Genomic DNA, 11,805 nt, shown 5'->3' with positions numbered 1-11,805 from the left:
AGCGCAGTGCTGTGCGCAAGGGCGCACGGGCGCACGGGCGCACAAGGTCGGCTTATCGGACAGGCAGGTCGTATCCGGACCTGAACAGATGGGGCAACCCTGGTAATCCCTTTGCGATCAAGAGAGGAGATTACTAGGGTTGCCTCATGAGTGGCGAGATGGGACGGCATCCCCTAGAGGGGGCTGACCGTGATGAACTGCATTCCAGCATCGACGACTTGGCGTGGGTATTCGCCCGGCGTGCGGCCGGTCTCGGGCCGGACGACCCGCCGATCAGCCTCTACGACGCTGGCCTCAGCGATGACCAGATCAAGGCCGCCCGGTTGGCTCGGGTCGCCATCTACAAACACCTCGAAACGCTGATCGGATCCAGCTTGCGCCTCGACGTCGGCCAGGCCCTGGAGCACAGCGCTAGTTGGGACGAAGTCGCCGAGGCCCTTGAGGTCAGCCGTCAGGCCGCCGCCAAGCGATTCGGCGACCTGCGGCGTGGCGAGAACGTCGCCGTGGTGATCTCGCGCCGCGACCGTGTACGCGAGTACCCCGATGACGCACGTATCCGTGTCGGAGAGGTCGGCGGTCCCGAGCAGTACGACAGCGACCGCGGCGTCTGGCCCATCGGCAAAAAGGTCCGCGCAGAGGCGAAGTACGCCATCGTCGCCGTAGACGGCATCGTGAGGCGCATCTACGAACTCGACCCGGCTGGCTGGCGCGAAGCCGAGCCGAACAAATGGGAGTTCACCGCCGTCGGCGGCCGTGAACTCGACGCCGAGGCGATCGCCACGGCGTACACGGCGGGGGAGCTCCCGCTCCGGCCCGGCGACGACTGCCCCACCCGCGTCGGCGGCGCCTACCGTCCCCACTGGTTCTGACCGAGGCGGAGAGCACCCGATGACCAGCCGCAGCTACTCGTCCGAGGCGTACCACCTGAGGGCCCGGGACGGCCGCCGGCTCCAGGAGAAGAAGAAGGGATTGCGGTGAAGGACGCGGATATCCGCTCGGTCGTGCTGCCCGAGCCTGAGCACAAGGAGATCCTGGCGTCGCAGATCCTGCCTGCCTGCACCAGGGGCGCTGTCCCGCAGGAGCAGCCCGTGGCCGTGCTGGTGGGCGGCCCGCCGGGCAGCGGAAAGTCCACCGCCTGCCAGGTGTTGAAGCAGATGCTCGACCGGCGGGGCGGCGCGGTGCTGATCGGCCCCGACCTCTACAAGTCGGCGCACCCCGCCTACCGGCGTCTCCTGCGCAGCGATGACCGCACCGCGGGAGTAAAGGTACGGCCGGACGTGCTGCGGTGGCAGGCCGAGGTCGAGGAGTACGTGCGAGGCCAGCGGTTCGACGCGCTGGTGGAAACGCCCCCCGCCGACCCCGAGCAGGCCCGTGCCTACCGGGCGGCCGGGTACCGCGTTGAGGTGGTGGTGCTGGCCGAGGCGGAGGCCGTGACGCAGCTGAGCGTTCTGGAGCGCTACCTCGCCCAGGTCGCCGAGGACGGCGCCGGCCGGTACGTGTCCTGGGACAACCAGGACCACGTCATGCGCCGCCTTCTGCGGTCCGTGGAGGTCATCGAGACTGAACGGCTGGCCGACCGGGTCATGGTGGTGCGGCGTGACCTTCAGGTGCTGTACGACAGCGGGCCGGGCACGGACGGGGCCGGCGCCTCCCCGGCGGGCGCGCACCAGGCGCTGAAGGCTGCGCGGGCACGGCCGTGGACGGCGCCGGAGACCTGGCGATTCCGCCGCCAGGCACGGGCCCTGGAACAGCAGTTGCACCCGTCGGTGAGCACGCCGGAGCGGCGCCTGTTGGTTGCTGGCGGTCTGGAGCGGACACTTGCCCTGGCCGAGCCGGTACGCCGCATCGCCCAGCCGCTCACCGTGCCGCCCGGGGTCGACTACCACCGCCTGTCTGCCGACGAGCACGCGTACATCTTCGACGAGTTGATCGTGCCGATGTACCTGGGCAGCATCACGGCCCACGACCGGCCGGTGGTGCTGTATGTGATGGGTCCGCAGGGCGCCGGGAAGACGCATGCGGCGCGAACGCTGCGCCGCGTGCTGCGCGCCCGACGCCCCACACGCATCGAGGGCGGGATGTTCAAGGCCGTCCACCCCGACTACCGCCGGCTCCTTGAGGAGGAGCCGCGTACGGCGTCGGCCCGGATCCGTCACGACTACCGGGCGTGGCAGGACAAGGCCGAGGCGTACGTGCGCGAGCGCCGCGGCGACCAGTTGATCGAGATCGCCCCGGACAGCGTTGCGCACTTCCTGGACGGGGCGCGCCGTAACCGTGCGGCGGGCTGCCGCGTGGAGTTGATCGTGCTGGGGGTACGGGCCGCGGACAGCCGTCTGGGCATCGCGGCCCGGTGCGCCGAGGTGGCCCGCATGGGCGGCACACCCCGGTTCACCTCGACGGCCGCCCATCAGGTGTCCTTCCACGTGCTTGCCGATGTGGTGCGCGCGGCCGAGGACGAGCCGGACATCGTCGACTCCGTCTCTGTCATCCGCAGGGACCTGAGCGCGGTGTACCGCAACGAGCGCACCCCGGGCGGTGCGTGGGCGCGGCCTCCCCGGGGCGGGCACGTGGTGGAGGCGGAGCAGCAGCGCCGGTATACCCCGGCCGAAGCGGCGCAGTTCCTGGCCACGCTGCAGCAAGTGCAGGGTGAGCTGCCGCAGTACCGGCCGGATCTGGTCGAGATCGCCGCGCTGGCCTGGCCTCTGATGCCTGTCCACCTGCGGCCGCGTGCCCTCGCCTCTACGGTCTCCATGGCGGCGCTGCCCGTCCTCTCCCATCGCGAGGGGCCCGGTTACTGGCCCTTGAGTTCCTTCAAGCGGGCCGCGTAGCGGGAGGCGATCTCGGCGACTTCCTTCTCGTCGGCGTCCTGCAGGGCCTGCTGGTCGGCGGCACATGCTGCCAGCTCGTCCTGCAGGGTCTTGAGGCGGTCGGCGTCGGGCACGCCGGCGCGCCGCTCCTTGATGATCTGCTCGGCGTACCAGGCGCTGACCTCCTGCATCAGCTGCTCGACGGCCTCGGGGGTCACGTGTTCAGACAAGGGATGTCCTTCGGGTATCGGGGTGATGGCCCGTCATTGTCCCCGGCTGAGAAGATGCGGCCCGGTGCCCGTGGTGCGGAAAACCGCCGCCGGGCGCTACCGGGGATCGCAGTGGTTGCTACGCTGATGATCTTTCCTGGGGGGTGTCGTGGCGCGGGATCTGCGAATGCTGTTCGGTGCGAATGACCGGTCGGTGGCGGCCGAGGAGGCGTTCACTAACCGCGAGGCCCAGTGGCAGGCCGTCGTCGCAGCGCTCACCGACCATCTGCAGCGTGTCGCCAACCCGTCGTTCGATGTAGAGGACTTGGCCAGCCCGCGGCACAACGTTCTGGTCGCCCACGGGGTCGGCGGGATCGGGAAATCGACGTTCTCCCGCAAGACCGAGGCGTCGCTCACACACCCGGGCGGGCGCCCCGAGCAGTGGGCCGCGCCTGGGTGGCCGATCGAGCGGCTGTTGCCGGTGCGCATCGATCTCGCCCGCTCCAGTGGCGTCGACTTCGAGCGGGTGGTGCTGTCGATCCGCCTGGCGGTCGCCGCTCTGGGGCGGCCGATGCCCGCCTTCGATCTGGCTCTGCGCCGGCACTGGGAACGCAACCACCCGGGCGAGCCGCTGGAGGAGTACCTGCGGCGCGGCGGGATGTTCAGCCGGTTCAGCAACGCGGTCAATCTGCCGGGCCAGCTGCAGTCCTCGCTGGCCGATGTCGCCCAGGCCCTGGCCATGCCCGGCACTATCGGGGGCGCCGTCGGCCAGCTCACCACTGCGCTGGTCGGCGCGCTGCGCGAGCGGCGACAGACCGTACGCGCGCTGGCCGGCTGCAGTCGCCTGGCCGACATACTCGAGGCCGAACCGGACCTGGAGACGCTGAGTTTCGCCACTCATCTGCTCGCCTGGGACCTGGCCCAGCTCCCCGCTGTTCAGCGTGCCACCCTGGTGGTCTTATTCGACAGCTTCGAGGAAGTCGGGGACCGTACCCACCGCGACTTCGAGCGGCTGCTGCAGCGCATCGTGTGGTTGATGCCCAACGCCTTCTTCGTGATCACCGGGCGGGACCGGCTGCAGTGGGCCGAGGACGGCCTGCAGGGACAGCTCGACTGGACCGGCCCCGCCGCGTGGCCCGGCCTGGCCGGACACGTACCGGGCGCCCGCACACGCGGCGGCCCTGCAGTACGGCAGATCCTGGTCGGCGACTTCTCCCCCGAGGACTGCGACGACCACCTCGCCCGCCGCCTGGCCCACAACGGGCAGCCGCTGATCGGGCCGGACCTGCGCAGAGCCATCACCGAACGCTCCCACGGCCTGCCCCTCTACCTCGACCTGGCCGTCATGCGGTTTCTGGAAATACGGCGCAGCGGCCGCGTGCCGCAGCCGGATGACTTCGGCGACTTCCCCGCCCTGATCTCCCGCACCCTCAGCGACCTGACCAGCGACGAACGCCACGTGCTGCGCTCGGTGTCCTTGCTGGACGCCTTCTCGGTGCCGCTGGCCACCAAGGTGGCCGGGCTCACGCGCGATGCGGCGGCCCTGCGGCTGACCGAACGTCCCTTCATCCGCGAGGACCTGACGGGGCTGTGGCCCTTCCACCTCCATCAGGTAGTCCGCTCCGCGATCCGCAACGCCGACGACCAGACTGACGACCGGTGGTCCGAGCAGGACTGGCACCGGGCCGCCCTGCGCGCGCAGGCCGCCCTCGGCGAGGAGTGGGCCCACGGGCCGCGCAGGGACCGCGCGGTACTCATCGGTGTCCTGCGGCAAGGGCTGCGGTTGGCCCGCGACTTCAACCTCGCCGAGCTCGGCTGGCTCGCCGAGGCCGCCTTCTCCTACGTCTCAGACTCCGTGTGGGAGCCGCTCGCGCCGCCCACCCACGGCCACGACAGCGCCGTGCTGTCGACGCCGGCCGACGCGCTGGTCGAAACACTCAGCGCCCTGGCCCGCCGGCAACGCGAGCACCGAGCCCGCACCGTGGAGCGGCTCACCGCCGTCATCGACTCCGGCCTGCTGCCCGCCGAGCTGCAGGAGATGCCGGTCTACTACCGTGCCAAAGCACTCCGCGACATCGGACGCATCCAGGACTCACGCCTCGACTACCAGCAGGTGGCCGACGGCGGGGGCCGCCTGGCCCAGGCCGCCCGCCGAGGCCTTGCGCAGGCCGCTCGGTTGGCCGGCGACTTCCCGACCACGCTCGCCGCCGCACAGATCCTCGGGTGGGAGGGCCGCCACCAGCGCGTCCTCGGTGACCTGTACTGGATCCAGGGAGAACCACAACGCGCGGCCGAGGCGTACCTGGCCGGGCGCCTCGAAGCCGAACAGCACGCCAAAGCCGGCGAAGCCGCCCACAGCCAGGCCCTGCGCGCCCTCGCCCTCGCGTTCGTCGACCCCGGTCAGGCCGACGACGAACTCGACCTCGCCGAGCAGCTCCTCGCCGGCCTCGACCTGCGGGCTTCGACGATCAACGCCGCCATCGCCTCCCTCATCCGCGACGCCGGCAGCCCGGCCATCGACGACCGTGCCCGCACCGTGCGCACCGAACTCGACGTCGCGGGCCTCACCTCGATGACGTCCACTCTCGAAGTCGCCGTCGCCTTCCACCAGGCCGTCCTCGACGACCACCAAGGGTTGAACGCCACTATTGCCCGGCTCCGCGAGCAGTCCAGCGACGGCGCATACGCCTACTACACCGACATCGCGCACTTCATGGCCGGCCTGCCGCTGCCCACCGGCCACACCCCGCCGCGCTGGCTGGACGGCGAACACACCACCCGCACCCGGTGGCGGGCCCTGGTCACCGCACGCCGCGACCTGCTGCGCACCGCCCGGTAGCACCGCGGCCCGCAGTCGGACCGCCGACGTGCTTGGGCGGCTGAGGTGCTGCCTGCGGGCTATGCACCGCGGGGAACGAACAGGCCGCGTCCAGGCAGGAATTGGGAGCCCGCAGGAATGTGGGTGCGGGAGACCAGGCCGGAGACCATCGGCTCGGGATAGCCGGGAACAGCGCGCAGCCGGACGTTGCTTTCCAGCGGCTTGAAGGAGTGGATCATGCCGGTGTGGGCGGGCTGGGCGATCAGGGGACCGGGGGTGTGGATGACGAGCTGGGCGCCGTGGGCGTAGCCGAGGCGGGTGTAGAAGTCGGTCAGCTCCGGCTTGTGGTCCATGGTGATCAGCCCGTACCCCTGACGGCCGAGGTGACGCTCCGCTTCGGCGATGAGTGCGCAGGCGATGCCATGGCCTCGGTAGGGCTCGTCGACGGCGACTCCGTGGACGGTGCCGAGCCGGTTGAGCAGGGCGGATTGGTTGTGCTCCCCGGTGATGCCGGGATGTGTGACGATCCAGTCGGGCGGAGAGGCGGTGAGCGCGCCGACGATGGCGCCGTCCTGGTGCTGTGCGACCAGGAGGAGCGCGAGGCCGTGGGAGAGAGGGCCCTGGGGGCCTCGTAACAAGACGGTGCGCGAGCTCTCGAAGGGTGCGGGGTCGTCGGGGTCGGCGAGGGCGAGGAGGCGCATCATGGCGTCTTCGTCCGAAAACCGGGCGGTTCGGATACGGAACGGCTTCGCCTGGTCAAGGTGCTTCTTCTTCCGCTTGCCCACCGGGGCCTCCTCCTGCGTGTGAGGGACGGTGCCCGCGAATTTCTGCGGGGTGCTGGTGTTTGCTACCCAGGTCTTCGGGTGGGCGATGCGGCCGGTACCTGCACGGATGGGTGTCCGTTTGGAACGGAACTCCGGGCAGGGGAGTCCGGGCGGCGGAGGCGGGATGCGCGTTTTGGGCCAGCGAACAGAGTCCGGGGTGGGGGAGTGGGAGCGGCCAGCAGTCGCGGACCAACAGCGCAGTCTCCCTCCACGGGCAACTCCCAAGCCGCCGCCGCTGTGCGGCTCCGGCGCGAGGATGAGCTATCCCACTGGGGATGGCGGCCTCCGTCGTGCGGGCTGCGGTTATCGCCGTCCGTACCGTTCGGGGAAGTGCGTCTTGAGGGCGGCGAGGGTCCAGAGGATTCCACCGAAGGAGCCGAGGAAGATACCGATAGGGAAGCCGATGGACCAGGCGTTGAATACGTCGCCGGGCTTGTGGCCGTCGATGGTGTGGGAAAGGGCCCACGGCGCCAGGGAGATGGCGGTGAGGACGACCACCCACGGCACGAGGAAGAGGGAGCCGCTGGGCAGGCCCTGTTCCTTGCGCATGCGGGTCATGTAGATCATTCCGGCCGTCATGGCGAAGGCGGTTGCTCCGGCGGCGAAGGGCCCGAACGTGAATGTCTCCATGCGCGGCGTGCCGTCCTTTCCGGGGCGATGCGGTCGGGAGAGAGTGTGCCAGCCCTCACCGACAACCGGCCTCGCATTCGGCATTGAACTTTAAGGAACAGACCGGCTCCCTGGGATCTGCGTGGGCTTGGCCCCTGGGATGATGCCGGCCAGCGTGAGCAGCTGGGTATGTGGACGAAGGCCGTGGTCAGGTCCCACGCCGTCTCGGCAAGCGTGTCGGCGGCGTTGGTGAGCTAGCTAAAGCAGGGGGTCTGCGCGCAAAAAGGGTGATCGCCAGTGTGCAGGACTGGCAGGTCAACTTGGACCCGGTCTACGAGAGGCAGGGGGAGTTAGTACTGCAACGGTGCTTGCCGTGACTGCTGGCCAGATCTGTCGTTGGTGGGGTTATGGGTGGGGACCTTGCCGATGTCAGGTTGTGGGCCGGTGAACTGGACGTGCTGCTCGCCGCCGATCTGGAAGGCGGCGGGGCCGTTGCACGTGTTGCCGGACACTTCGGCGGGGCCGGCGTCCGCGGGGCCGGGCTATGGGCGGGCCTGGGCCATGAGTTTGCTGAGCTCCGCCACCGCCTGGTCGCGCTCGACCCCGTCCAGGTCCTCCAGCAGGGTCTCGATCCGGCCTGCCAGACGCCCTCGTGCCGCACCCGGAGCCGCTCCACCTCGTCCTGGCCGGCCGTCGACAGTTCGGACGCGCTGCGGTCCAGCCGCTCCAGCTCACGGCTCTCCCGCACCGCGTCCCCACGCCCGAACCACTCGGCGACCCGGCCCCGAAAACCGTTCCACAGGTCAGTCCCCGCTGCCTGGACCACTGCAGATCCGCCCGCCGCCGCTGCCGCCGATACCAACTCGTCCAGCATGCCGCCTCTTTCAACTCCCGTGGCCCTGCGGGCATTACGACCCTAGCGCGCGAAGGGCGCCCGCGGAGGGAACTCGCACCTGGTCGGTGCCCGGCAAGGTCGACGCCCTCGATGGCGTCAGCCACTGCGGTACGGAGCAGCCCAGCGCCGCGTGGGACTACCTCGCCTCGGTAGTCCCCTGAGCCGGTCCCGGCCCCGTCTCCCGGCCCTCTCCGCCGCGTTGGGTACGTCCTGCTTGCTTTGTGGGCTCACCCCGACCTAATATCGTCATCGTGACGATAACCGCCCAGTGGTCCCCGCTCCCTGCAGGCATTGACTCCAGGGGCTTCGAGCCCCTCCACGGACTCGAAGCGCACAAGTACGTGGCCCGCGGTCCCGCCGTCCACCTCAATGCGCTGCCCGCGGCCGTTCCGGGCTGTGGGGCCCACGGCCACGTTGGGATCGACGACGGCCTCAGCACGGAGAAGTGATCATGTTCGAAATACCGGTAAATCCCTTTGAGCTCTCCGAAGAAGCGCTGAGCCGAATATCTGCCGATGACTCATGGACCCCGATCGAATCGGAGATCCCAAAGGCCAACGCCAAGGTGATTCGCCATTTCCTCACTCCGGCCGAAGTGGAGGCATTCGCGACCGAACTGGCCGCCCAGTGCTTTGCCCCGGTGGGCCGAGACGGCATTGCCGCCAACTATGCAGAGGGAGATCCCGTCGCTCATCTCCGCGCCACGGCCGAATCCACATCCCTGGCGGCAGAATTCTACCGCAGGCTGCGGACGCTTCTATCGCTTGAAGTGGGATCGGACGATCCGACGGATTCGGACGGAAGGCCCTGGAGGCCGGCGGCCGTCAATCCGCGTATGCGCTTCATCACGTACGAACACGGCGGATTCATTGTCCCGCACTACGATTCGCCCTATTTCGCCCCCGACGGAAGGCGCACTCTCCTGACGGTCGTCGTCTACCTGTCGTATGAGGCCGTGGGCGGAGAAACGCGGTTCATCGCCGATAAGCAGAACGATCTTCCCTTTGCGCAACGTGACTTCTCTGACTGGCCGCGGCTCGCGAAGCCTGAGGAAATATTGAGTGCCCACCGCCCCGAACCGGGCGATGCGCTCCTCTTCTGGCATCGGACGCTTCACGACTCGGCCCCGCTTCTTGCGGGTACGAAAACAATACTCAGAACCGACGTGCTCTACGAGCCCGTAGATGTGCCTTGAGCAGCGGCAAGGCCACCGTCGCGTTGTCCCTCACCCCGGAGACCGACGTCCGGCACGCCGTGATCGCCCACCTTCGGGCCGGGCGGCATCGGGCCCTGCCCGCGGCCGGGCATCGAATCCACTCGCACCGAACGGCAGGGGGAGCAGCATGACCAACGGGAGGATCCACACCGACTGGGTGGAGACGGTGTCTCAGGACGGCCTGCACCTGATGCAGACGCGCTTGGAGGTGAGAGTTCCTACGTCTGAGGGTCGCAAGTTCATCACCTGCGGTCTGGCCCGGAAGACGTACGTGGTGAAAGACGGTATTGCCTGTCGGGTTTCGTCCTACGCACTCGGCCGCGACCTGGGCAGCCCGGGCAACTACGACTTCGAGATCGTTTCTGCGACGGGGGGCCCTCCGATCCGGAGGTTCTTCAACTGGGACGGCGTGCCGGCCGAGATACGCGAGGGCGCTCTGTTCGACGCGCATGAGGGGCTTGACGATGGCGAGTACATCGTCCGGATCGCGGCGGGAATGACGACCAGCTGGGACAGCGGGACGGGACAGAGCATCGAGCTCCCTGTCCCGTGCCACGAGCTCGCATTCGTCGTGGTGGGATCCGCACCGCAGGAGGTGCGCGCGAGTACCGGCGGCCCGTGGGCGGCGCGGCCCTCCGTGGAGATCCCCGTGGTCGATTGGCGCGATCAGCCCACGGCGGAGGCGGCATGGGAGGCCTACCTGAACGGGAACAGAATCAGTCTGGATGCCTACGGGATCTTCTCCCCGCAGCATCTGATGAGGAATCAACGGGATACCGCTCTGGAGATTCTCCGGAGCGAGGGCTACGACATACCGCGTACCCCGGAACCCGCCGAGACGCCTGGGACCTGGCTGGGCCACTGGGGTGGAGCATGGATGCCGGCCGATGTGCTCGCGGCCCTTCACACCGTGCCGGACGACACCGCGCAACGTGCGTGGTATCAGGGAGCGAAGGAATCCCTGGACATCGCATGGGATATGCACCTCCTGTGGACCACCGACGTGTTCTGACCGGGCCCGCGCTCCGTCCATGACCACCGTGGCGGGCCGTCGGCAGTCACCCTGCACCGAGGTGCCGAGTACCGGCTGCGGCCCGGTCCGCCTCCGGCCTGACTGCCGGTCGCGGCCCGGACGAGGATGTACGGCAGCACCAGAAGGTGCGCCCGCGAGGTTGCGGCGCCAGCGCGGCATCCGCCACCGCATCGCCCGCAGGGGAATCGAGTCCTCGCAGCGGCTCGGACGCCACCGCTGGACCATAGAACGACCATGGCCTGGCTCGCCGGCTACCGCCGACTCCACCGCCGCGACGAACGCAAGGCCGAACGCTTCCTCGCCTTCACCAGCCCGGCCCGCACCCTCATCTGCTACCGCAGACTCGCCAAATGAGATGACCTCTTACGAGTTGGTGCGTGATAGCGGATGAGGCGTGTTTGGCCTGCTCATGGCCTGTTTTCAGGCGGTGGTGTTGCGGTCGGAGACGAGGTTGGCAATGGCACGGTAGGTGTCGGGCAGGCGATCGCGTCGGTGGGTCCAGCGGGTCAGTTGCTTCCAGCGTTTGTGGTCGGCGAGGGCGTGTTCGACGGTGATGCGGTCGGATGAGTGCCCGTGGCGGTCGCGTTCCCACTGCTCGACTCTGCCGGACAGTGCTCCCGGACGCGGTTTTCTGGGCGGTGTGATCGCTTGCCCACGGTGGTCACGGCTCAGGCCCAGGTAGCCGTCGTCCAGGAGGATCTCGACGTCGGGGAAGTGCTGGAAGCAGACGGCGATGCCCTCATTGCGGGCGGCCGTGGCATCGTGCATACGACCAGGCCGCAACGCATCGGTCCATAACGTGCGGCCCTTGTAGTCGGCGATGACGGTGGCCTTCATCGTGTTCTGCTTCTTCTTCCCGGAGACGAACGCGCGTCGTCCGCTGCGGCCGGCCGGTGGCCTGCGGACCTGGATCTCGGTGGCATCCAGCCTCAACTCGATGCCTTCGGCCTGGGCGTAAGCAAACACATCCGGCAGGGTCCGAAGGCGCAGGCCGGGACGGTCGGGGACCGCATCCCCGCTCGGCCAGGAGCGGACGTATTTCTGCGATCGCGCGGGTGATGGTGGAACGGTCGACGCCGAGCAGCAGCCCCAATACCGAGTGCGGCAGATCGTGCCGCAGATGGATCAGCGTGGCCACCAGCCGGTCGACGAACACCAGCTGATGGCGGGCGCCGGCACCCGCGGCCCGCTTCCTGCCCCCGCCCCGCGCAGCATGGCGGCGGCCCTCGACGCCTGCCCGCCACGGCACCGCCAACTCCTGCACCAGACAGGCGAGATGACGCCGAGAGATTCCCGTGAACAGCCGATGCGCCAGCACCGCCCGATTGACCATGATCGCCACAGCCGGATCATGCCACCAGCCAGGCACGACGCCTCATCCGCTATCACGCACC

8 protein-coding genes and 2 pseudogenes are annotated in these 11,805 nt (G+C 69.0%); 6 read left to right on the top strand and 4 right to left on the bottom strand.

Annotation, left to right across the window (positions count from 1 at the left end; genetic code table 11):
• The first annotated feature begins 146 nt into the window (after nt 1-146).
• Nucleotides 147-869 carry a hypothetical protein gene (locus CES90_RS27510; RefSeq protein WP_189786715.1) on the top strand — a complete coding sequence of 241 codons (723 nt, stop codon included), beginning with the start codon at nt 147-149 and terminating at the stop codon, nt 867-869.
• Nucleotides 870-974: 105 nt separating this feature from the next.
• On the top strand, nt 975-2,828 hold the full coding sequence (locus CES90_RS27505; RefSeq protein ID WP_229914267.1) for a zeta toxin family protein: 1,854 nt from the start codon (nt 975-977) through the stop codon (nt 2,826-2,828).
• Here the strand turns inward: CES90_RS27505 and CES90_RS27500 are convergent.
• Entirely contained in the window at nt 2,792-3,037 is a 246-nt protein-coding gene (locus CES90_RS27500; protein ID WP_229914268.1) for a hypothetical protein, read from the bottom strand. The genes CES90_RS27505 and CES90_RS27500 overlap by 37 nt on opposite strands.
• Nucleotides 3,038-3,203: 166 nt before the next feature.
• Between CES90_RS27500 and CES90_RS27495 the strand changes: the two genes are divergently transcribed.
• On the top strand, nt 3,204-5,855 hold the full coding sequence (locus tag CES90_RS27495) for an ATP/GTP-binding protein (RefSeq protein WP_189786716.1): 2,652 nt from the start codon (nt 3,204-3,206) through the stop codon (nt 5,853-5,855).
• A gap of 59 nt (nt 5,856-5,914) precedes the next feature.
• Here CES90_RS27495 and CES90_RS27490 read toward each other — a convergent pair whose 3' ends face one another.
• Together CES90_RS27490 and CES90_RS27485 are read right to left on the bottom strand one after the other, a co-directional pair.
• Nucleotides 5,915-6,619 (bottom strand): GNAT family N-acetyltransferase, encoded by a 705-nt coding sequence (locus tag CES90_RS27490; RefSeq protein WP_189786717.1) that lies wholly within the window; start codon nt 6,617-6,619, stop codon nt 5,915-5,917.
• 342 nt (nt 6,620-6,961) lie between these two features.
• Entirely contained in the window at nt 6,962-7,288 is a 327-nt protein-coding gene (locus tag CES90_RS27485; RefSeq protein WP_189786718.1) for a hypothetical protein, read from the bottom strand.
• A gap of 1,325 nt (nt 7,289-8,613) precedes the next feature.
• Between CES90_RS27485 and CES90_RS27480 the strand changes: the two genes are divergently transcribed.
• From CES90_RS27480 to CES90_RS49940, 3 genes and pseudogenes are all read left to right on the top strand, one after another.
• Nucleotides 8,614-9,357 (top strand): 2OG-Fe(II) oxygenase, encoded by a 744-nt coding sequence (locus tag CES90_RS27480; RefSeq protein ID WP_229914269.1) that lies wholly within the window; start codon nt 8,614-8,616, stop codon nt 9,355-9,357.
• A gap of 148 nt (nt 9,358-9,505) precedes the next feature.
• Nucleotides 9,506-10,390: a hypothetical protein gene (locus CES90_RS27475; protein WP_229914270.1), complete on the top strand. Its 885-nt coding sequence runs from the start codon at nt 9,506-9,508 to the stop codon at nt 10,388-10,390.
• Nucleotides 10,391-10,556: 166 nt separating this feature from the next.
• Nucleotides 10,557-10,765 (top strand): annotated as a pseudogene (locus CES90_RS49940) (IS5/IS1182 family transposase); the annotation flags it as partial.
• A gap of 66 nt (nt 10,766-10,831) precedes the next feature.
• On the opposite strand, the pseudogene CES90_RS27470 reads toward CES90_RS49940, so the two are convergent.
• A pseudogene (locus CES90_RS27470) lies at nt 10,832-11,744 on the bottom strand (transposase family protein).
• Between the last annotated feature and the right edge of the window lie 61 nt (nt 11,745-11,805).

This window comes from Streptomyces capitiformicae (assembly GCF_002214185.1).
In the GTDB taxonomy this organism is placed as follows: domain Bacteria; phylum Actinomycetota; class Actinomycetes; order Streptomycetales; family Streptomycetaceae; genus Streptomyces; species Streptomyces capitiformicae.
The sequence above is the reverse complement of the archived record's forward strand: the minus strand, read 5'-3'. Positions and strand labels throughout refer to the sequence as shown.

Coding starts and splice junctions, on each gene's coding strand:
- CES90_RS27480 (WP_229914269.1), top strand. CDS start 8,614: ATGTTCGAAATACCGGTAAATCCCTTTGAGCTCTCCGAAGAAGCGCTG.
- CES90_RS27475 (WP_229914270.1), top strand. CDS start 9,506: ATGACCAACGGGAGGATCCACACCGACTGGGTGGAGACGGTGTCTCAG.
- CES90_RS27495 (WP_189786716.1), top strand. CDS start 3,204: ATGCTGTTCGGTGCGAATGACCGGTCGGTGGCGGCCGAGGAGGCGTTC.
- CES90_RS27485 (WP_189786718.1), bottom strand. CDS start 7,288: ATGGAGACATTCACGTTCGGGCCCTTCGCCGCCGGAGCAACCGCCTTC.
- CES90_RS27510 (WP_189786715.1), top strand. CDS start 147: ATGAGTGGCGAGATGGGACGGCATCCCCTAGAGGGGGCTGACCGTGAT.